Source organism: Mycobacterium yunnanensis (assembly GCF_025823185.1).
GTDB classification, from domain to species: domain Bacteria; phylum Actinomycetota; class Actinomycetes; order Mycobacteriales; family Mycobacteriaceae; genus Mycobacterium; species Mycobacterium yunnanensis.
On record NZ_JACKVK010000004.1, the window covers coordinates 233117 to 253919 of the forward strand.

Sequence of the window (20803 nt, forward strand, 5' to 3'; positions counted from 1 at the left end):
GACGGCCGTGGCGGTACGTTCGAACCGTGGAGAAGGTGATCGCGACCCTCAGGGCGGCCCCGGGTGACGACGCGTGGTGCACACGGTTGCGCACCGAGGTCGCCGACGACCTGCTGGCGCTGGGGGCCTCCGGGCTCGCCGTCAACGTGCGGGACGCGGCGGTCACCGACTCGCTGATGACGCTGACGACGCTCGACCCGCCCGTCGTCGCCGTCGTCGAGATCTGGACCCAGCAGTCCTACGGCCCACACGTCACCGGCGCGCTGAGTCGGTTGACGGGCGAATGCGCCCGGGTCGACGCCTACCTGGTGACCGAATCGGTGCCGCTGCCACCGCCTCCGACCGAACCGGGCGCGCGCACACCCGGTTTTGCCAACATCGCGCTGCTGCGGCGCCCGGCCGATCTCGACGAGGAAACCTGGCTGGCCCGCTGGCATCTCGACCACACCCCGGTCGCCATCGCCACCCAGTCGACGTTCGGCTACACCCAGAACACCGTCGTCCGCCCGCTGACCCCGGGCGCACCGGTGGTCGACGCGATCGTCGAGGAGCTGTTCCCGTTGGAGGCGACGCGGGACCTGCACGCCTTCTTCGGCGCGGCCGACGACGCCGACCTTGGCGATCGGATGAACCGCATGGTGGCCAGTACGTCGGCCTTCGGGGCCAACCGCGACGTCGACACCGTGCCGACGAGCCGCTACGTGCTGCGGTCACCGTTTGCCGCCGAGGTGACGCGATGACCCTCGACGAGGCCGTGGCGCTCGCATCGGCCGAGAGCGGTCTGGCGGTGGTCTCGACCGTCCGTGGTGACGGCACCGTGCAGGCGTCACTGGTCAACGCGGGCGCCGTCCGGCACCCGGTGACCGGTGAGCCGGTGTGTGCGTTCGTCACCTACGGCAAGGTCAAGCTGGCCAACCTGCGCGCCCGGCCGCCGATCGCGGTGACGTTCCGGGACGGCTGGCGGTGGGCGACGGTCGAGGGTGACGCCGAACTCGCCGGCCCCGACGACCCGAAGCCGTGGCTCGACGGGGAGACCCTGCGGTTGCTGCTGCGCGAGGTGTTCACCGCCGCCGGTGGCACGCACGACGACTGGGCCACCTACGACCGAGTGATGGCCGAGCAGCGGCGCACGGTGGTCTTCGTCACACCCAGCCGCGTCTACTCCAACGGCTAGCGCATACGCTGCAGCCGTGCTGGTGGAGATCGAGGACGACCGCGGGGTGCGAACCCTGACCCTGAACCGCCCGGAGGCGTTGAACGCCTTCAACGAGGCGCTCTACGACGCGACGACCGTCGCCCTGCGCGAGGCCGACGAGGATCCGTCGGTCGCCGTGGTGCTGCTGACGGGGTCGGGGCGCGCGTTCAGCGCCGGCAACGACCTCGTCGAGATGCAGGCGCGAATCACGGATCCAGAGTTTCAGTCCGGCCAGTACGGCTTTCCCGGGATGATCGAAACGCTCACCGCGCTACGGAAACCGTTGATCCTGGCGGTCAACGGCCTCGGCGTCGGCATCGGCGCGACGATCCTCGGATACGCCGACCTGGTGTTCATGTCCACTGCGGCGCGGCTGAAGTGCCCGTTCACCAGTCTCGGCGTCGCGCCGGAGGCGGCGTCGTCGTATCTGCTGCCGCAGCTCGTCGGCCGGCAGAACGCGGCGTGGATGCTGCTGTCCTCGGAATGGGTCGACGCCGCCGAGGCTCAGCGGATGGGGTTCGTCTGGAAGGTGTGCGAGCCCGACGACCTCCTGCCCGACGCCCGTCGGCACGCCGAAGTCCTTGCCTCGCGGCCGATTTCGAGCCTGATCGCCGTCAAGCAGACGATGGTCGAACCCACCCGCGGTGAGATCACCGCCGCCGCGGCACGCGAGTACGCCCAGTTCGCCGAATTGCTCGGGGGAGTGGCCAACGCCGACGCGCTGGCGTCGTTCGCCAACCGGCAGGAGTCGAAGTAGTCAGCTGGCGGCGTGCAGGGGGCAGGCCGTCGTGGCGCTGGCCGCCTCGATGATGGCGCGCACGGTGCGACGGCAACGCCCGCAGTCCAGCCCGGCTCCGCAGGCCTCGGCGACCTGCTTGGAGGTCGACGCCCCGGAGGCGACGAGATCGGTGACGGCTTGGCTCGTCACGCCGGTGCACAGACACACGAACATCAGTCGATCGCGTCCCTTCTCATCGGCTGGGGGTTCACCACGTCAGGTTAGCTCAGACTAACCTTAGTTAGGGTAGCCAGTCCATCACTATCTGATGATTTCGGCGGTTTGGCTATCCTCACCTGCGGCTTCGTCGAGGCGGCTGATCTCGGCGACACGCCACCAACTGCTCGCGTTCCCGCGCTTCCGTGCCTGCGGTCATCTAGATTGTGGGGACGATCACGCCTCGCTCGAGGCGCTCGACAGACAGCGGCCGAGGAGCGACACATGAACGGCGATCCCGAGGTCCTCAAGTTGCTCAACGAGCAGCTGACGAGCGAATTGACGGCAATCAACCAGTACTTCCTGCATTCGAAGATGCAGGAGAGCTGGGGCTTTACCGAACTCGCCGCGCACACCCGCAAGGAAGCCTTCGAGGAGATGAACCACGCGGAGGCGATCACCGACCGCATCCTGCTGCTCAACGGCCTGCCGAACTATCAGCGGCTGTTTTCCTTGAAGGTCGGCCAGACGCTGCGTGAGCAGTTCGAGGCCGACCTCACGATCGAGTACGACGTGGCGGCCCGCCTGAAGCCCGGTGTCATCATGTGCCGTCAGAAGGAAGATTCCACCAGCGCGATCCTCCTCGAAGGCATCCTCGCCGACGAAGAGGGGCACATCGACTACCTCGAGACCCAGCTCGAGTTGATGGACAAACTCGGCGAGCAGTTGTACGCCGCACAGTGCGTGGCTCGGCCGCCGCAGTAGAGGGCGTCAGGCGCGGAGGCGTCAGGCGCGCAACGATTTCGTCATGCTCCGCAGGATTCGCAGGGCGGCATCTTGATCGGCGCTTGACAGTCCCGAGGTCATCGTGAGTTCGACGGACCGTACCGCCGCGGAGGCGTGGGCCAAGCTGCGCCGGCCGCGCGCGGTGAGCCGTGTGGGAAGCGCCTTGCCGACGGGCGCTTCGGCGGGCCTGGTCACGTAACCATCGCGTTCCAGGTTCTGCAGGAGCACGTTCATCGACTGCCGGGTGACGAATGCGCCGCGGGCCAGTTCGGAGTTCGACGATCCGGGGCGTTGGGCCAGCAGTTCCAGGCACGCGTAGTGCGTCACGCTCATCCCCAGTGGCCGCAGCACGTCCTCCATGGCGTTCCGAAGCGCGCTCGCCGCTTCCTTCAGCAGGTAGCCCAGTGACGTCTCGAGCTCCACCCCGTCTTGACTCATGTCAGCATTCTGACATACGGTCGGTTGTGTCATATAACTGACACATACGATTCGACCGAGGAGTTCACATGCCCGTGACCGGACCCGACTTCATCTCCCTGCAGGCAAGGGATCTCGAGGCGTCCCGCGCCTTCTACGAGCACTACCTCGGACTGGTCCGGTCGCCGTCCGGTCCACCGCACGCCGTCGTGTTCGACACGGCGCCAATCGCCTTTGCGCTGCGCGACGTCGCCCCGGGAACCGATTTCGCGTCGGTGGCCCACCCGGGCGTCGGTGCCGGAATCTGGCTGCACGCCACCGACGTCCAGGCCATTCACGACGCCATGGCCGCCGACGGGCACACCGTCGTGGCACCGCCGTACGACGGACCATTCGGTCGAACGTTCACCTTCGCCGACCCCGACGGCTACCACGTCACGCTTCACGACGGGGCCTGAGCACTGGAAAACTAGAACCTGTTCCAGAAATGCGGTCTCCGGCGTACGATGCGCCCATGAGCAGAATCGGAGACTTCGCCGACGACGACGCCGCGGCCTGGATCACGCGCTCACCCGACATCGGCGTGGCCATGGCCGGCTTCACCCACGCGGTCTACAACAAGAACCGGCTGCCCATGCGCACGCGCGAGCTGGCCCGCATGGTGCTCGCGCTGGACAACGAGTGCGTGGTCTGCCAGAACACCCGCGACGCCGAAGGGGCCGCGGCGGGCGTCGACGAGGACCTCTACGACCATGCCGCGCAGTGGCGCACCTGGCCCGGCTATTCCCCTCAGGAGCGCGTCGCGGCCGAGTTCGCCTCTCGGTTCGCCAACGGCCACACCGAATTACGCGACGACGAAGACTTCTGGGCGCGCTGCAACGAGCAGTTCAGCCCCGAAGTGCTGACCGACCTCGCCCTGTCGTGCGCCATGTGGCTGGGCATGGGTCGCATGCTGCGGACGCTCGACATCGGTCAGGCCTGCAAGATCACGCTCTAACCTGCGCCACGGCCCGGCCCGTGCAGAATGGTGGCCATGGCAGCCACACCGCTCACCGCCGCGGCCACGTCCACCCTCGAATCGGCCGGCGTCACCACGCTCGTCGGCACCGTCGTCAACGCCGCCGGTCTCTGTCACGCCAAGACCGTTCCCTTGAGCAAGATGAGCGGGTTCGCCAACCCCGGCCTCGGGGCCAGCCCGGTATGGCACGTGTTCACCGTCGACCAATCGGGCATCGCCCTCGGCGGTGCCATCGGCGTGGTCGGCGACCAACGGATCCGCGTCGACCTCGACGGGTTGAGGATCCTCGGGGACGGCCTGGCGTGGGCACCGGGATCGTTCTTCAGCCAGGACGGCGCTCCCGATCCGTTCTGCAGTCGAGGCGCCCTGACGCGCGTGGAAGACCGGTTGGCCGCAGCAGGTCTCACCGCGCTCGTCGGCCACGAGATGGAGTTCGTCTTGGTCGGGCCGGACGGCGCGGCCCTGCCGTCGCACCTGTGGGCGCAGTACGGACTGGCGGGCGTCCTGGAATACGAAGGCTTCGTCCGCGACGTCATCGAAGCTGGCACCGCCGCCGGGGTGTCGATCGAGCAGTTCCATCCCGAGTACGGCGCCAACCAGTTCGAGATGTCGCTGGCACCGAAGACGCCGGTCGCCGCCGCCGATCAGTTGATCGCCGCGCGCATCGTCGTCGGAAGGACCGCGCGCAAGCACGGCCTGCGCGTCAGCCTCTCGCCGGTGCCGTTCGCCGGTGCCGTCGGTTCCGGTGCACATCAACACTTCTCACTGCGTCACGACGGCGTTCCGCTGTTCTCCGGCGGCCAGGGCGCCCAGGGGATGCGTCCCGCTGGGGAGGCCGCCGTCGCCGGTGTGCTGGCCGGTCTGATCGATGCGCAGGCTCTGCTGTGCGGATCCATCCTTTCGGGACTTCGGATGCAGGTGGGCAGCTGGTCGGGTGCCAGCGTCTGCTGGGGTACCGAGAACCGCGAGGCCGCGGTTCGCTTCCTGCGCGGTGGCCCGGGCAACGCGCACGGGGCCAACGTCGAGGTGAAGGTGGTCGACCCCTCGGCCAACCCGTACCTCGCATCCGCGGCGATCCTCGGTCTCGCCCTCGACGGCATCGAACGCGAATTGCCGCTGCCGGCGGAGGTTCCGGTGGATCCGGGGACGCTGTCGCCCGACGAGCGGAGCGCGGCCGGAATCGGGCTGCTGTCCGACGATCAGGCTGCCGTGGTGGGCGCCCTGGCCGAATCAAGCCTGTTGCGAGGCATTCTCGGGGACGCCGCGGTCGACTCTGTCGTCGCGGTTCGCCGGTACGAGCACGAGCACTTCGCCGATCTGACGCCGGAGCAACTCGCAGAACGGTTCAGGCTGGCGTGGAGCGTGTAGGTGGCTCGATGCCAGGTGTGCGGTTCGTCCGGCGCGTGGACGGTGTGACCTATGACTTCGTACGCGATGGAGAGGCTCACGGCCATCCGTCCTTCAAGCGAGTCGACGCGGACGTCTGGTGCCGACGACTCCCGGAGTTCGGGTGGGTGGTGTGTGACGGGGCCGCCGCGGTGTCGAGCCGCCCATTCGGTGATGCGGGGTGGGGCGATCTTCCGCCCGCCGGCGTGTGGGTGAGTTACAAGGGTGATCGGTCGTACGTGTACGACTTGGCGCACGTCGCTGCGAGGGTGTAGCACGCACCTCTGACATTTCGGGGCGTCTGGGCGGGGTTGTCCACAGTGCGGCGTTCATCCACAGAACGCTTGTAGCAGAACACTTTTCGTCGGTGTGTCACCGTAGACTGGGTTCATGTTCGACGACTTGGTTGACGCGACGACCGGCACCCGCGGTGCCTGGGCACTGTCGTCATGGGCGCGGGTGGAGAACGCGGCCTGCGCCCGTCGGGTCGCGACGATGGCCGCCATGCTCGACGAGGCCCATGCCGCCTCCGGATCAGCCGACCGAGACCAATGGTGCCTGGACAACCTCGACGCCGTCGCCGCCCACATCGGCGCCGCCCAGAACATCACCCCCGGCACCGCCTCCCACCAACTGTTGATCGCCGTCGCGTTGCACGACCGGTTCCCCCGCGTGGCTGCCGTGTTCGCGGAGGGGTTGATCACCTATGCGTTGGTGAAGACCGTGGTGCAGCGCGGCGCCCTGGTCATCGACCCCGATGCCCTGCGGACCCTCGACGGCTTGCTGGCCGAGGCGTTCGGGGACTGGGAACCGCGGTCGGTCGACAAGACCGAGAAAGCCATCGACTCGTTCGTGGCCCAGGTCGACCCGAACGCGGTCCGCCGGAGCGAGGCCAAGGCGCGAGGCCGGTCGGTGGAGGTGCACATCGAGGAGGACGGCAGCGGAATGGCCACCGTGTTGGCCACCCTGTTCGCCCACGACGCCAAGGCATTCGAGGGCCGATTGAAGAACCTGGCCGCCACGGTGTGCTCGGGTGACCCGCGGACCGCCGACCAACTGCGCGCCGACGCCGTCGGTGCCCTCGGGACCGACCGCATGGCGTGCCTGTGCGGCAACGACGACTGCCCGGCCGCGCAGAACCCGCCCGCGACGGGGGTGGTGGTCTACGTGATCGCCAGTGAGGACACGCTGGCCGACCCCGCAGATCCGCCAGAGTCCGGCCCGCCTGCGCCCAAGCCCGAGACACCCGCACCGACGACCCCTGTGGACACCGACGAATCTTCGGCGGCCGATGAGCGCGCGGCCATTGACGGCGACGAACCACCGCTATTCGACAAGCCCCTGCGTGACCTCACCCTCACCGAGGCCCTCACCCCGGCACCCGGATACTTCGCCAAGCTGCGCCCCGCGGCATTGATGGGCGGCCAGTTCCTCCCCGGCGCGATTGCCTGCCGCGCCACCGTCGGGGCCACGATCACCCGAATCGTGCACCCCGGCCAAGCCCCACCAGAGAATCGGTACCGACCGTCGAAGAAACTGGCCGACTTCATCCGCTGCCGCGACATGACGTGCCGCTTCCCGGGCTGCCGCGTACCCGCCAGCCAGACCGACATCGATCACACGATTCCGTGGCCACACGGACCGACTGCCGCGTCCAACCTCAAGTGCGTCTGCCGTCGACACCACCTACTCAAGACGTTCTGGGGTGGTGAGAATGGTTGGCGCGACAAACAACTCGACGACGGCACCGTCATCTGGACCGCGCCCGACGGCCAAGAGTTCGTCACCACGCCGGGCAGCCGGTTGCTGTTCCCCGAACTGTCCGCACCCACCGCCACGGTCACGACGACCGGACGACCCGCGCCGCACACGGCCGGGCTCACCATGCCGCGGCGCAGAATCACCCGCGCCCAAGGCAACGCGGACCGCGTCCGCCGAGAACGCGGGGGCCCCTACTAGACCACGCCGGTCGCGTCGTACATCCACGACATGTCGGCGTTGGCGAAGTCCTCCAGCCACGTCGGGGGAGCATGGTTGGCAAGAGCGCTCATGTCCCAGTAGTCCTTCCAGAGCGAGATCTTGCCGTTCTCGACGCGGTGCACGGTGACGAATCGCAACACTGCCGACTCACCCGTCGCCCAGTGCCATTCCTCGTGGTGCTCGTACATTGCGTCCGCACCGTCGACGACGAGCAGGCCGGTGAAGTTCTCGTAGGACGCCAGTGGCTCGAGGCCGATCTTCAATCTCTTGACGATGTTCTCGGGCCCCTTCGCCGCGGCGGTCGGGCCGACCGGGACGTCGAGGTAGATGCAGTCCTCGGACAAGAAGGACTTCAGCGACTCCCAATCGCGTGCCGACAATGCGGCCCACATGCCGAGAACCGTATCCTCAACCGACACTGGACAACTCGTCCTTCGGTGCGCCGACGGCGGGGGACTGGTGCGCTGCGCGTAGGAAGCGGCCGGTCCGCTGCCGACCGACCAGCTCGGTGGGCTCGCCGCCCAGGAACACCGCCCGGCCGCCGACGAGGACTGCCCGCACCGTCTCCCGGTTGCGGTTGACCATGCGCGACAGCCCGCCATACTGCTGCACCGATTCCTCGGCGTAGGCATCCAAGCGGTCGTCGAGACAGGCCGGGTCGACGATCGCGACGTCGGCCCGGTCCCCAATCCGCAGATGTCCGGCGTCGAGCCGGTACCAATCGGCCAGCTCACCGGTCAATCGGTGCACCGCCTGTTCCACCGTCAAGAACGGCGTGCCCGCGGCCTCGGCGTCGCGGACGTGGCGCAGCAGGCGCAAGCCCATGTTGTAGAAGGCCATGTTCCGCAGGTGCGCCCCGGCGTCGGAGAACCCCATCTGCACGCCCGGGTCGCGGGCCAACTTCTTGAGCACCTCGGGCCGATGGTTGGAGATCGTGGTTCGCCACCGCAGCGCCGAGCCATGGTCGAGCACCAGGTCCAAGAAGGCGTCCACGGGATGCAGGCCGCCGCGGTCGACGCCGACCTGACCGAAGGACTTGCCGACGACCGTCGGATCGGGGCACTCGACGATCTCGGCGTCGAAGAAGTCGCGGTGCCAGACACGCATCCCGAACTTGCTCTCGTACTCCTTGCGGAACCGGCGGCGGTACTGCTCGTCGCGCATCATCTCGTTGCGCTCGACTTCGTCACGCAGGTGCAGGGCGGCCGCGCCGGCGCCGAACTCCTCGAAGATCACCAGGTCGATACCGTCGGCGTACACCTCGAACGGCACGGGCAGGTGCTGCCAGCGGAAGTTCCCGCCAAGGCGGTTGACCAGTCGGGCGACCGGCCCCATCAACGCGATCGCGTACGGGTTGGACTTCACGTCGGCCGCCGAGAGCAGGCTGGTCTTCAGCGGGTTGCGCAGCACCCCGACCGACTGCGCGACCTGTGACAGCAGGTTGAGCGGGTTCTCGATGTTGGGCCCCGACTGCAGCACTCGTCCGGCCCTGCGCAGCAACGACTTCAGGCGGCGTTGTTCGCGAGCGCCGGCGTAGGTCGACGGCAGGGTGCGCGACCGGCAGACCTCGCCGTCGATCTTGTCGAACAGCAACTGCATCGACGACATGCCGACGAAACCGGCGCGCAGCGCCTCGGCGAGCATGCGCTCCATCTCGGCCTGCTCGACCCGGCTGGGACGCTCGCGCTTGCGGGTCGCCCGGTCGAGGCCCATCACCGCGGTCCGCATGTCGGAGTGTCCGATGAACGCCGCCAGATTCGGTCCTAGCGGCAGGGCCTCGAGCGCCTCGACGTACTCCTCGCAGGTGCGCCAAGTCTTGCGGCCGTCGACCGCGGCGATGACGTGCTCGCGGGGGATCGCCTCGACGCGACCGAAGAGGTCACCGGCCTGCGTGCCGTCGACGTGGATGGTCGACAACGAACACGAGCCCAGCATCACCGTCGTCACGCCGTGACGCAGCGACTCCGCCAACGCGGGACCGTTGAGCACCTCCACGTCGTAATGGGTGTGGATGTCGAGCAGTCCGGGCAACACCCACAGACCGGTCGCGTCGATCACCCGGGGGCAGTCGGTCGCGTCGAGATCGTCGGCCGAGACCGCTGCCACGTGCCCGCCCCGGATGCCGACGTTGCGGATCGCCGATGCGGCGCCGGTGCCGTCGAACCAGCGGCCGTTGCGAATGATCGTGTCGTAAGTCACTCCGTCATAGAACAGCCGTCGCGCACCGGTGTCAACGAAATCGTGAACAGATTTCTAGAATTGTCTACTGCTCGGCCCAGGCGTCGGGTTGGCGACCGTCGACGTCGGTGAAGCCGTACTCGCGCGCCAACTGCACCGAGCTCGCCGACCGCTGATTCCAGCGGGCCCGGTCGGGATCGGCCGCGATCGCCGCCACTCCGCGACCCACGAAGCGTGGCGTCTCGGACTCGGTGAACGCATGCGGGGCGACGGGCCCGCCGTCGGCGCGGCACGGGTCAAGCGCGTCACGCCAACTGGCTTCGCTCACCCCGTAGTTCTCCAGCATCATCTCCGAGCGCAGCCACCCGGGCGTGACGGCGACGGCCACACCCCCGTAGGGCGCCAGGTCGTGGCCCTGGCTGAAGGCGATGCGGTTGACCGACACCTTGGCCAGGTCGTAGAACGCCGAGAGTCGGTAATGGTGGGCGTTGAACTCGGCCGTGCCGTCGGTGACCTCCACCAGCAGGCCACCAGGTCGAGTGACGATCAGCGGTAGGAGGCAGTGCGAGGTGATGAGGTGCGTGTCGACGCCCAGCCGCAGGATCCGCAACCCGTCCTCCAGGTCGTGCTCCCACAACGGACGGTTCCACGTCGACGGCGGCCCCTTGAGGTTCTCCGCCCCCCAAATGTCGTTGACGAGGACGTCGATCGCGCCGTAGTCCGACCGGAGACGGTCGGCCAAGGCGCGCACCTGCGCCACGTCGAGATGATCAGTCGGCACCGCGACACCCACGCCGCCCAACTCGGTGACGAGTCGTGCTGTGTCCTCGACGGTTTCGGGCCTGTCGTAGTCGGAGCGCAGAGTCACCTGCGAGCTGGTGCGACCCGTGCACACCACCGTCGCACCCGCTTCGCCGAGTGCCGCCGCGATGCCCCGACCTGCGCCACGAGTGGCCCCGGCGACCACGGCCACCCGCCCAACCAGGGCGCGGCTACCCGCTGGGGCGATCATGACGTCGAGTATCGGGTGTGGAGAGCGCCGCCATCGCAACTTGGAAAATCTGCGGGCATACTCGATCCGGTGACTCCGCTGCAGCGCTACATCGCCGAAGAGATCGCCACCGACCACGTCGAGGGTCTGATGTCGCGCCGCGAGGCGTTCCGACGACTCGCGCTCATCGGAGTGGGCGCCGCCGCGGCCTCCTCGCTGATCGCCGCCTGCAGCTCAGCCGAGAAGCCCGCCGCCGAGTCGCCCGTCACCTCCACCGACGCGTCGACCGAGAAGGCGCCCCCGCCCGGCATCGAGAACGCCCTGCAGACCGAACCCGTCACATGGCCCGGACCGCGTGGCGAATTGCAGGGCGCATGGGCGGCCGCGCAGACGCCCAAGGGTGCCGTGCTCGTCGTGCACGAGAACAAGGGCCTCACCGATTGGGCGCGGTCGGTTGCCGGACGCTTCGCCGGCATCGGCTACTCCAGCCTCGCGGTGGACCTGCTGTCCGGCAAGGGCGGCACGGCGAAGTTCACCGACCCGGCCGAGGCCACCGCCGCGCTGAGCAAGATCTCCCCGCAGGACTTCACCGCCGACTTGAAGTCCGGGGTCGAAGAACTGCAGCGCCGCACCCCCGGGGTGAAGGTCGCTGCCGTCGGATTCTGCATGGGCGGCGGCCTGGTTTGGCAACTGCTCGCAGCCGGGGAGCCGCAGCTGGCCGCCGCGGTGCCGTTCTACGGTCCGACGCCGGACGATGCGGACTTCAGCGGTTCCAAGGACGTCGCGGTGCTGGCGTTCTACGGCTCCAAGGACGCCCGCGTCACCGGCACCAAGGACGCCGCCCAGCAGGCCCTCGACAAGGCCGGGGTCGTCAACGAGCTCGTCGTCGAACAGGGCGCCGATCACGCGTTCTTCAACGACACCGGCGAGCGCTACGACCCCACGGCCGCTGCGGACGCCTGGCAACGCGTCCAAGCGTGGTTCACCAAGTACGTCGGATAGCAGCTCCGGCGGCCCCCGGTTTGAAGATCCGCGGTCCAGGGCAACCCCTCCTCCAGCGTGCGCGTCAATAATTGGCGCGCGTAAACGAAGGAGCGGACATGAGCACCAACACCGTCATCGCAATCGTCGTGGCCGTCGTGGTGGTCCTGCTGGTGATCCTCGGGCTGTCGTTCATGGCCCGCAGCGCACGCGACAAGAAACGCCGAGCCGAAGCCGACCGCATCCGCGATGAGGCCCGTGAGGAGAGCGCTCGCGTGGAGAAGCGCGAGGCCATCGCCGCCGAGACGGAGGCCAAGGCGCGCGCCGCGGCGGCCGAGGCAGAGGCCAAGGCAGCCGAGGCGGCCCGGCTTGCCGACCGTGCCGCCAGCCATCGCGACGAGGCCGCGTCATCCCGCGAGCAGCTCGACTCCAAGTTCCAGCACGCCGACGAGCTCGACCCGCGCCGCAAGGACGATGCCGACGCCGCATACGCCCTCGCCGAGAAGGAGCGCGCCAAGCACGAGGATCTGAACGACGGCACGCACGCCGATCACGTCGAGCGGGTCGAGCACGACCCTCAGCACCGGGTCGTCAACTAATTCGCGCTAGCGCGGGGGAGTCCACGCGACGGGCAGTCGCTTGATGCCGTGGATGAACGCCGATTGCAGCCGAGCGGGCTCCTCGACCGCCGCCAGGTCGGGGACCCGCCGGTGCAATTCCTCGAAGGCGACCGTAATTTCGCGGCGCGCCAGGTTGGCGCCCAGACAGAAGTGGGCACCGCCGCCACCGAAGCCGACGTGCGGGTTGGGGTGACGGCGCACGTCGAATAGGTGCGGGTCGTCGAACTTCGACTCGTCGCGATTGGCCGACCCGTACCAGAGCGAGACCTTGTCGCCTTCGGCGAGCCTCACCCCACCGAGGTCGGTGTCGCGGGTGACGGTGCGCCGCATGTAGGCCACCGGCGAGGCCCACCGCACCACCTCCTCGACGGCGGTGGGGGCGACGGCGTCGTAGTCGTCCCACCAGACGTCGCGTTGGTCGGGGTAGCGGCTCAGCGCAAGGACGCCGTGGCTGATGGCGTTGCGGGTGGTTTCGTTGCCCGCCACGACGAGAAGGATGAAGAAGGACGCCACCTCGGCCGAGGTCAACCGTTCGCCGTCGAGTTCGGCCTGCACCAGGCTGGTGGTGAGGTCCTCGGCCGGCCGGGCCCGCCGGTCGTCGGCCAGGGCAGCGGCGTAGGCCCCGATGTCCATGGCTACCTTCACGAATTCGTCGAAGTCCGCCGTGATCTCGGGGTCGCCAAAGCCCAGAATGACGTTGGTCCAGTGGAAGACGTTCTGATGCTCCGCCTCGGGAATGCCCATCATGTCGCAGATGATCTGCAGGGGGAGCGGCCCGGCCAGCTCGGCCACCAGATCGCAGGAACCGTCGGGGTGACCGGTGATCATGGCCTGCACCAACCGGCGGGCCCGATCCCGGACCGAATCCTCGATACGGGCGAGAACCCTTGGCGTGAAGGCACTTCGGACGATGTTGCGCAGACGGCTGTGCCGCGGATCGTCCATCGCGATCATGGAGCCGAAGTACTCGGCCAACTCCGGTGACTGGTCCCCGATGACGATGCCCTGGGCGGAGCTGAAGATCTCTGGATGCCTGCTGGCGTGGAACACGTCGTCGTAGCGGGTGACGGCCCAGTGCCCTCGGCCCTCCTCGAAACCGTCCTGGACGAACTCGGGGTGCTTGGACACCGGCGCCTCGCGCCGCAGCGTCGCGAAGGCACCCTCACGCACGTCGTCGTCGGCGGCCCAGAAGTCCCACGACCCGAGATTGACCTCGGAGAGCGCGACGTCGGGCGGCGGTGCCCCGTTGACACGTGTCGAGATACCCATTGACGCGAGCGTAGCGTCACGGCCGCGCTTCGTGCCCCGATCGGCCGCGACTGCGTCGGTCCTCCTTCATGTTGGCCTCGAACAGGTGGCGTTCACCGCCGACCAGTTCGTCGCGCACCCGAGCGTCGTGCTCGCGGAACCTGCTCCAATAGCCGTCGTCGAACTCCTCGACGATCTGAAAGGTCCACCGTCCGTGCAGGACGTTCCGACCCACCATGTCGGTCTCGAGACGGTCGGCCACCTCGCCGTGGCCTGCTGTGCGCAAATCGTCGCACGCCTCTCCCAGCGTCAGGTCGGCGTGACCCATCAGCTGATGAAAGGAGTACAGGTGGCCGCGGGCGCGTTCGACGTACTCGAGGGCCTCGGACACCTTGCCGACCGCGGCGACGGTGTCGTCGTCATGGGCTGTCATGCGGGCCTGATACCCGGCCCATAAGGCACCCAACCGCCCGTGGCGTGTGGTAGCACCGACGGGTGCGCAACCCACATGCAGGGCAACCGTTTACGACCTCTGATGTCGAGATCGCCGAAGCGCTGCTCGACGTCAGCATCCCCACGCTAATGCTCAGCCTGGTGCACATGTCCGGCGATCCGGCCCTGATCCGCGGCGCGTTGCGGCCGGCCGGCCTGTTCCTCAACGAAGTGCAGGGCTACATGTCCGAGGACGACAAGGCGGCGGCCCGCGCCCTCGCGCTTCGCGTGATCGCCGACTACCGCGATCGCGGCTGTCCCGAACCGGCACCGGTCGACGGCGCTCTGCTCAAGGAGATGATGGAGTGGCTGGTCTGCGAACCGGTGCCCGACGAGTACGTCCCCATGGTGCTCGAGGAGATGGAGCTCGACGGCACCGACGGCCGCGCGGTGAGGGACGGCCCGTACGCGGACGCGTCGGCGGCCGCGCGCCGAGACTTTCCCGTCGTCGTCATCGGCTGCGGGGAGTCCGGTCTGCTGGCAGGCATCCGGCTGCTCGAGGCGGGAATCCCGTTCACCATCGTCGAGAAGAACGCCGGACCTGGTGGCACCTGGTACCAGAACACCTACCCGGGCGCGCGGGTCGACGTGGGAAACCACTTCTACTGCTACAGCTTCGAACCGACCGACCAGTGGACCCACTTCTTCGCCGAACAACCCGAATTGCAGGCGTACTTCCAACGCGTCATGGACGACCGCGGCGTCACGCCGCACGTCCGGTGGCAGACCGAAGTCGTCGCCGCAACGTGGGACGAGGCCGCCGCGACGTGGGACGTTCGCACCCGTGCCGCCGACGGCACCGAGTCGACGCTACGTGCCCGCGCGGTGATCAGCGCGGTCGGTCAGCTCGACCGGCCGCACATCCCCCCGATCGACGGGCGGGAATCGTTCGCCGGCAACGCCTTTCACTCCGCCCGGTGGGACCACTCGGTCGACCTGCGGGGTCGTCGCGTGGGGTTGATCGGCGCGGGCGCCAGCGGCTTTCAGATCGCGCCGGCCATCGCCGAGGACGTCGAACATCTCACCGTCTTCCAGCGCACCGCCCAATGGATGTTCCCCAATCCCAACTACCACGAAGCCGTCGGACCCGGCGTGCAGTGGGCTCTGCGCCACCTGCCGTTCTATGGTCGGTGGTACCGGTTCCTGCTGTTCTGGCCGGGGTGTGACAAGGGATTGGCGGCGGCCCGCGTCGACCCCGACTATCCCGATCAGCAACGGGCCGTCAGCGAGATCAACGAGCTCACCCGGCTCGTGTTCACGGAGTGGATCACGAGCCAAGTCGGCGACGACACCGAACTCGCGGACAAGGTCGTCCCGGACTATCCGGCGACCGGCAAGCGCACTCTGCAGGACAACGGCAGCTGGCTCAAGACGCTGACCCGCGACGACGTCGACCTGGTGCGCACCCCCATCGACCATCTCACTCCCGACGCGGTGGTGACCGCCGACGGCACGCACCACCACGTCGACGTCATCGTCTACGCCACCGGCTTTCGTGCCGGGGATCTCTTGTGGCCCATGACCGTCACCGGTCGAGACGGCCGCGACCTCCGCGGTCAGTGGGGCGAACGACCCGCGGCCCACCTCGGCATCACGGTGCCCGGCTTCCCGAACTTCTTCTGCATGTACGGCCCCGGCACCAACCTCGCCAGCGGCGGCAGCCTGATCTTCCACTCCGAATGTCAAATGCGCTACATCGCAGGCTGTTTGGAGCACCTGATCACCGACAACCATCGTTCCATGGAGCCGCGCCAAGACGTCACCGACGAGTGGGTGCGACGCAGTCAGGCGGAGATGCGCACCCTGGTGTGGGCGCATCCGAGTATCGAGCATTCCTTCTACAAGAACAGCCACGGCGAGGTGTACACCCTGAGCCCGTGGCGACTGGTCGACTACTGGGCCTGGACGCGGGTCGTCGACCCGGACGACTTCGTCTTTCGTTGATTCGTCACCCCCACCAGTCCAAACATGAATTCCTGCAGCCACATTGGCTGCAGGAATTCCCGCGCCACGCGTCGGCGTCACGCCTCGACGACGGCCTTGATTCGCTCCAGGGTCTTGCGCATGTCGCGGACGTTGCGGCGAGTGCGCAGCTGCCCGCCGAATACGCCGAACAACGTCGTCATCAGCCCCTCGTTCATCCGGAAGGATTCGGTAACCTCGGTGCCGCCCCCGGCCGGGACGAATCGGTAATGCCAGTTGTTCACCGGCCGGTCGCCGATGAGCACTTCGAAGCCGAACTCCCGGCCGGGGTCGCACGCCGTGACGCGACACGTCGTCCAATAGACGGGGCCGATCTCGTTGCGCTTGACGTGCCCCCGGAACATCGCGCCGAGCGCCGGCCCCGTAGCGCCGCCGAGCCACTCCGCCTCGAACGTCTCAGGGGAGAACCGGCCGGTGTTGCGAACGTCGGCGACGAGATCCCACACCTTCTCCGCGGGGGCATCCATCGCCACGGTGACAGCTGCCTGCATCCGGGAACCCGCCTTCGTCAGTCGAACGCCATGGTCAGCTGTCACGATAGGCGGGTGACCGACTGGAACGGGGACGAATACGCCGAGCTCAGCGGGTTGCAGCGGATGATGATCACCGAGGCGATGGCGGGGCTCGAGTTCCGCGCCGACGACCACGTCCTCGACATCGGTTGCGGTGACGGCTTTCTCACCGGCGCCATCGCTTCCCTGGCGCCGCGCGGGATGGTGATCGGAGCCGACCCGTCGCACCGGATGATCGCCACCGCGGCCACCGCAGCCACCGTCGGGGATGCCGGCCCGCAATTCGTCGTCGCCGACGTCCGCGCGCTGCCGTTCGCCTGCGTCTTCGACGCGGCGGTGTCCTTCAACGCGCTGCACTGGGTGCCGGAAGGACGCCTGGCCCTGAGTCAGATCGCCGCCGTGCTCAAACCCGGTGGGTCGTTGGTGGTGCAGGTGGTCTGCGCCGGACCGCGCCCCAGCCTGGAGGACGTGACGACCACCGTGTCCCGTCGACCTCGGTGGGCGCCGTGGTTCGAGGGCTTCGACCCGCCGTTCGTGCACGTGAATCCCGATGGATACGAGGCGTTGGCAGCGTCGGCCGGCTTGGTGCTCGACGATCTCGTGGTCAACGACCGGCAGTGGGACTTCGGATCCCGGGAGGCCTTCCAGCGCTGGTCTGCAATGGGGTCGACGGCCTGGACCGATCGCCTGCCAGTCGAGGAACGCGAACGATTCGTCGCCGATCAGGTCGACGCCTACGAGCGAGTGACCGGAACCGCGGGTCTGTTCGCCTTCATGCAGATGCGGGCGCGCATGCATCGCGGGCAGACTGGGTGAGGTGAAGATTCGATTCGGCGTGAGCCTCGGCTCTGGCCCCGCCGCCAGTCCCACCGAGTTGGCCGATCTCGTCGACCGACTGGAAGCTGCCGGCGTCGACTCGCTGTGGTTCTCCGAACTGGTCTACGACGACGCCGTCGACCCCGTCGTCGGCATGGCCTACGCGCTGGCACGCACCACCAAGCTCAAGGTGGGCACGTCGGTGGCGATCCTGCCCGGCCGCCACCCGGTGCTCGTCGCCAAGCAGCTCGCGTCGCTCGCCGCCCTCGCTCCCAAGCGGGTACTGCCCGTCTTCGGACTCCGGTCGGCGCTCCCCGCCGAGCGGGACGCCTTCGTCGTGCCCGACGGCAGTCGCGGCGCGGTCTTCGACGAAGCCCTCGCCATGCTCCGGGCGGCACTGCGGTCCGACGGCGACGACTTCACCGGTGAGTTCTTCTCGGCGCGATCGATGGCCGTCGGTCCCCGCGCGGCCCGGCCGGTCGACATCTGGCTGGGCGGATCGGCGCCGAGTGCGTTTCGCCGCATCGGCCGGCTCGCCGACGGCTGGCTCGGCTCGTTCCTGACCCCCGAGGAAGCGCGCCGCGGTCGCGAAGCGATCGAGGTGGCCGCCGCCGAGGCGGGTCGAGCCGTCGAGGCCGACCATTACGGCATCAACGTCGCCGTCGCCGAGAACGGCTTGTCCGACGACGTCGTCGCCGCGGTGCGGGCACGACGGCCCGACGTCGACCCGGCCGAGTTGGTCGCCGACGGGTGGCCTGCGTTGCACCGAATGATCGACGGGTACGTCGGCGCGGGGTTGACCAAGTTCGTGATTCGCCCGACCGGCGGCACGCGTGCCGTCGACTTCGTCGACCGCTTCGCCAGCGAACTGCTACCGAGGGAGAATTGAGCACGTGACCGAGGACGTGGACCGCAGCGTCGTCGTCGCAGGACATCTGATGGTGGACCCCGACGGGCGCGACGACTACCTGGCCACCTGTGTCGAGGTCGTCCGGCAGGCGCGTGCCGCATCGGGGTGCCTGGACTTCGCCATCTCGGCTGACGTCCTGGATCCGGGTCGTGTCAACGTCTACGAACGGTGGGTCTCGCAAGCCGCTGCCGAGACCTTTCGCGGTAGTGGTCCGAGCGACGAACAGGGCGCCGCGCTGCTGGGGGCGTCGGTTGCGGAGTACGACACCACCTCGCAACGATTCCTCACGTGAGCGGTCAGCAAACCGTGCTTACGGCTCGGTGACACCGGCGGTTGCTGGCCGCACCGAATTAGAGGTGCACTCGCCGTTTCGGGTAGTCTTCCTCAGATTGCGCGGACCTACGGGGGATGGCTCTCGAGAACGCGGAGCCGCCGACTCTACTCAAAATCCTGACGCCGAAGGCTGAACTGTGCCAGATACGAAGAACGACACCCAGGGCTTGACGCCGCACTTCGAAGACGTGCAGGCGCACTACGACCTCTCCGACGACTTCTTCCGGCTGTTCCTGGATCCCACCCAGACCTACAGCTGCGCGTACTTCGAGCGTGACGACATGACGCTCGAGGAAGCCCAGATCGCGAAGATCGACCTGTCGCTCGGCAAGCTCGGACTCGAGCCGGGGATGACGCTGCTCGACATCGGCTGCGGCTGGGGTGCGACGGTCAACCGGGCCCTGGAACGCCACGACGTCGACGTCGTCGGGCTGACGCTCAGCAAGAACCAGCAGGCCTACGTCAAGGAGTTGCTGGCGAAGTCGGACAGCCCCCGTCGCAAGGACGTGCTCCTGCAAGGCTGGGAGCAGTTTCGCGAGCCGGTGGACCGCATCGTGTCGATCGGTGCGTTCGAGCACTTCGGCCGCGACCGCTACGACGACTTCTTCGAGATGGCCTACGGCGTGCTGCCCGAGGACGGCGTCATGCTGCTGCACACCATCGTCAAGCCCAGTGACGACGAATTCGCCGACCGCAAGCTGCCGTTGACGATGAACAAGCTGAAGTTCTTCAAGTTCATCATGGACGAGATCTTCCCCGGCGGAGACCTTCCTCAGGTCACCAAGGTGGAGGAGCACGCCACCAAGGCCGGCTTTACGGTGACCAGGGTCCAGCCGTTGCGGCTGCACTACGCCCGCACGCTGGAAATCTGGGCGGCGGCACTCGAGGCCCGCAAGGACGAGGCCATCGCGATCCAGTCCCAAGAGGTCTACGACCGCTACATGCGGTACCTGACCGGCTGCGCGGAACTGTTCACCGAGGGCTACACCGACATCTGTCAGTTCACGCTCGCGAAGTCCTAACGGCGCCCGGGCGGCCCCATCTCGGCTCCCGCAGCGTCGCGGCGCCGGGCCGCCATGCCGGCGAGGGCCTCGAACACCACTCGGTGCGCGGCGTTCACCGTCAGCTCGGCATGGTCGTAGGCGGGTGCCACCTCCACCACGTCGACTCCCGCGACATCGTGGTCGTAGCAGAGCTGGCGCACCATCCGAAGCAAGTCGACGCTGGTGATCCCGCCGGGCTCCGGGGTGCCCGTGCCAGGGGCGTGGGCGGGGTCGAGGACGTCGATGTCCACCGACAGATACAGCTTGTCGGCCTTGGCCAGCGCCTCGCCGACCGCGTCGGCCATCACGGCCTTGAAGCCGCGCTCCCAGATCTCCTGCATGGTGTGCCACACCATGCCCTGTTCCTGCATCCACTCGAAGGTGTCCTGCGGCGGCCAGTACCCACGCAGACCCACCTGCACGAAGTGGGTGCCGGGGACCGCGCCGGACTCGATCAGCCGGCGCATGGGGGTGCCGTGGCTGGCCAGGTTGCCGTCGATGATGTCGGCGGTGTCGGCGTGCGCGTCGAAGTGCACGATGCCGACGTTGCCGTAGCCGTGCACGTCGGCGACCGCGGTGGCCGACGGCCAGGTGATCGAGTGATCCCCGCCCAGCACCACCGGCACGATGCCGCGGGAGGCGACCGCCGCCACGCGCTCACGGATGTTGGCGTGCGACACCTCGGTCATGCCGTGCGGGCAGAACGCGTCGCCGAAGTCGACGACCTCCAGCCAGTCGAAGATCTCCAGGCCCAAATCCATGTGATAGGTACCCGGTTCGTAGGCCGTCGCCCGAATGGCCCGCGGGCCGAACCGCGCACCAGGGCGATTCGTCGTCGCGACGTCGAACGGTGCTCCCACGATCGCGACGTCGGGTTGCCACGCGTCGAGTTGCTCGACCTCGGTCAGGAACGGTCGATGGCCGAAGGTGGCAAGCCCCGAATAGGGCAGGTCCAGTTGCTCGGCCATGCCCGGCGGGAG

At 68.1% G+C, this 20803-nt stretch carries 24 protein-coding genes; 15 read left to right on the forward strand and 9 right to left on the reverse strand.

Annotated features, from left to right (window positions below):
* Positions 1-26 precede the first annotated feature (26 nt).
* From H7K45_RS06470 to H7K45_RS06480, 3 genes are read left to right on the forward strand one after another with little or no spacing between them, the layout of a single operon-like run.
* Complete coding sequence (locus tag H7K45_RS06470) at positions 27-740, forward strand: EthD domain-containing protein (protein ID WP_263994953.1); 714 nt, start codon at positions 27-29, stop codon at positions 738-740.
* Entirely contained in the window at positions 737-1174 is a 438-nt protein-coding gene (locus H7K45_RS06475; protein ID WP_263994954.1) for a TIGR03618 family F420-dependent PPOX class oxidoreductase, read from the forward strand. Before H7K45_RS06470 ends, H7K45_RS06475 begins: the two co-directional genes overlap by 4 nt.
* 16 nt (positions 1175-1190) lie before the next feature.
* On the forward strand, positions 1191-1952 hold the full coding sequence (locus H7K45_RS06480) for an enoyl-CoA hydratase/isomerase family protein (RefSeq protein WP_263994955.1): 762 nt from the start codon (positions 1191-1193) through the stop codon (positions 1950-1952).
* Here the strand turns inward: H7K45_RS06480 and H7K45_RS06485 are convergent, their stop codons facing one another.
* Positions 1953-2147, reverse strand: coding sequence for a (2Fe-2S)-binding protein (locus tag H7K45_RS06485; protein ID WP_263994956.1), 195 nt, complete (start codon positions 2145-2147; stop codon positions 1953-1955).
* A 267-nt stretch (positions 2148-2414) separates the two neighbouring features.
* Here H7K45_RS06485 and bfr point away from each other — a divergent pair, with 267 nt between their 5' ends.
* Positions 2415-2894: a bacterioferritin gene (gene bfr / locus H7K45_RS06490; protein WP_263994957.1), complete on the forward strand. Its 480-nt coding sequence runs from the start codon at positions 2415-2417 to the stop codon at positions 2892-2894.
* Positions 2895-2915: 21 nt separating this feature from the next.
* Here the strand turns inward: bfr and H7K45_RS06495 are convergent, their stop codons facing one another.
* Positions 2916-3353, reverse strand: coding sequence for a MarR family winged helix-turn-helix transcriptional regulator (locus tag H7K45_RS06495; RefSeq protein WP_263994958.1), 438 nt, complete (start codon positions 3351-3353; stop codon positions 2916-2918).
* 68 nt (positions 3354-3421) lie between these two features.
* Here H7K45_RS06495 and H7K45_RS06500 point away from each other — a divergent pair, with 68 nt between their 5' ends.
* From H7K45_RS06500 to H7K45_RS06515, 4 genes are all read left to right on the forward strand, one after another.
* Positions 3422-3790 (forward strand): VOC family protein, encoded by a 369-nt coding sequence (locus H7K45_RS06500; RefSeq protein WP_263994959.1) that lies wholly within the window; start codon positions 3422-3424, stop codon positions 3788-3790.
* 56 nt (positions 3791-3846) lie between these two features.
* Complete coding sequence (locus tag H7K45_RS06505) at positions 3847-4329, forward strand: carboxymuconolactone decarboxylase family protein (RefSeq protein WP_263994960.1); 483 nt, start codon at positions 3847-3849, stop codon at positions 4327-4329.
* A 27-nt stretch (positions 4330-4356) separates the two neighbouring features.
* Positions 4357-5718, forward strand: a complete 1362-nt coding sequence (locus H7K45_RS06510) for a type I glutamate--ammonia ligase (RefSeq protein WP_263994961.1) — start codon at positions 4357-4359, stop codon at positions 5716-5718.
* A 408-nt stretch (positions 5719-6126) separates the two neighbouring features.
* Positions 6127-7695, forward strand: a complete 1569-nt coding sequence (locus H7K45_RS06515) for an HNH endonuclease signature motif containing protein (protein WP_263994962.1) — start codon at positions 6127-6129, stop codon at positions 7693-7695.
* Here the strand turns inward: H7K45_RS06515 and H7K45_RS06520 are convergent.
* From H7K45_RS06520 to H7K45_RS06530, 3 genes are all read right to left on the reverse strand, one after another.
* A complete protein-coding gene (locus H7K45_RS06520; RefSeq protein ID WP_263994963.1) occupies positions 7692-8108 on the reverse strand; it encodes a nuclear transport factor 2 family protein in 417 nt (138 codons plus the stop codon). The genes H7K45_RS06515 and H7K45_RS06520 overlap by 4 nt on opposite strands.
* Positions 8109-8124: 16 nt before the next feature.
* Positions 8125-9915 carry an N-acyl-D-amino-acid deacylase family protein gene (locus H7K45_RS06525; RefSeq protein WP_263994964.1) on the reverse strand — a complete coding sequence of 597 codons (1791 nt, stop codon included), beginning with the start codon at positions 9913-9915 and terminating at the stop codon, positions 8125-8127.
* Positions 9916-9979: 64 nt separating this feature from the next.
* A complete protein-coding gene (locus H7K45_RS06530; RefSeq protein ID WP_263994965.1) occupies positions 9980-10906 on the reverse strand; it encodes an SDR family oxidoreductase in 927 nt (308 codons plus the stop codon).
* Between the two features lie 69 nt (positions 10907-10975).
* Here H7K45_RS06530 and H7K45_RS06535 point away from each other — a divergent pair, with 69 nt between their 5' ends.
* Complete coding sequence (locus H7K45_RS06535) at positions 10976-11887, forward strand: dienelactone hydrolase family protein (protein ID WP_263994966.1); 912 nt, start codon at positions 10976-10978, stop codon at positions 11885-11887.
* A 98-nt stretch (positions 11888-11985) separates the two neighbouring features.
* Positions 11986-12465 carry a hypothetical protein gene (locus H7K45_RS06540; protein WP_263994967.1) on the forward strand — a complete coding sequence of 160 codons (480 nt, stop codon included), beginning with the start codon at positions 11986-11988 and terminating at the stop codon, positions 12463-12465.
* 6 nt (positions 12466-12471) lie between these two features.
* Here the strand turns inward: H7K45_RS06540 and H7K45_RS06545 are convergent, their stop codons facing one another.
* Positions 12472-13755: a cytochrome P450 gene (locus H7K45_RS06545; RefSeq protein ID WP_263994968.1), complete on the reverse strand. Its 1284-nt coding sequence runs from the start codon at positions 13753-13755 to the stop codon at positions 12472-12474.
* Positions 13756-13771: 16 nt separating this feature from the next.
* Positions 13772-14167 (reverse strand): hypothetical protein, encoded by a 396-nt coding sequence (locus H7K45_RS06550; protein ID WP_263994969.1) that lies wholly within the window; start codon positions 14165-14167, stop codon positions 13772-13774.
* 62 nt (positions 14168-14229) lie between these two features.
* On the opposite strand from H7K45_RS06550, the gene H7K45_RS06555 reads away from it, so the two are divergent.
* A complete protein-coding gene (locus tag H7K45_RS06555; RefSeq protein ID WP_263994970.1) occupies positions 14230-16170 on the forward strand; it encodes a flavin-containing monooxygenase in 1941 nt (646 codons plus the stop codon).
* Between the two features lie 77 nt (positions 16171-16247).
* On the opposite strand, the gene H7K45_RS06560 is transcribed toward H7K45_RS06555, so the two are convergent.
* Positions 16248-16700, reverse strand: coding sequence for an SRPBCC family protein (locus H7K45_RS06560; RefSeq protein WP_263994971.1), 453 nt, complete (start codon positions 16698-16700; stop codon positions 16248-16250).
* A 54-nt stretch (positions 16701-16754) separates the two neighbouring features.
* Between H7K45_RS06560 and H7K45_RS06565 the strand changes: the two genes are divergently transcribed.
* The 4 genes from H7K45_RS06565 to H7K45_RS06580 all read left to right on the forward strand — a co-directional run bounded on the left by H7K45_RS06565 (position 16755) and on the right by H7K45_RS06580 (position 19802).
* Positions 16755-17537: a class I SAM-dependent methyltransferase gene (locus tag H7K45_RS06565; protein ID WP_263994972.1), complete on the forward strand. Its 783-nt coding sequence runs from the start codon at positions 16755-16757 to the stop codon at positions 17535-17537.
* Between the two features lies 1 nt (position 17538).
* Positions 17539-18426, forward strand: a complete 888-nt coding sequence (locus tag H7K45_RS06570; protein WP_263994973.1) for a TIGR03854 family LLM class F420-dependent oxidoreductase — start codon at positions 17539-17541, stop codon at positions 18424-18426.
* A gap of 4 nt (positions 18427-18430) precedes the next feature.
* The gene (locus H7K45_RS06575) at positions 18431-18739 is read left to right on the forward strand and encodes a putative quinol monooxygenase (RefSeq protein WP_263994974.1); all 309 of its coding nucleotides are present in this window, start codon (positions 18431-18433) and stop codon (positions 18737-18739) included.
* Positions 18740-18917: 178 nt separating this feature from the next.
* Positions 18918-19802, forward strand: a complete 885-nt coding sequence (locus tag H7K45_RS06580) for a cyclopropane mycolic acid synthase family methyltransferase (RefSeq protein WP_263994975.1) — start codon at positions 18918-18920, stop codon at positions 19800-19802.
* On the opposite strand, the gene speB is transcribed toward H7K45_RS06580, so the two are convergent.
* Positions 19799-20791, reverse strand: coding sequence for an agmatinase (gene speB / locus H7K45_RS06585; RefSeq protein ID WP_263995090.1), 993 nt, complete (start codon positions 20789-20791; stop codon positions 19799-19801). The two genes, H7K45_RS06580 and speB, sit on opposite strands and share 4 nt — an antisense overlap.
* Between the last annotated feature and the right edge of the window lie 12 nt (positions 20792-20803).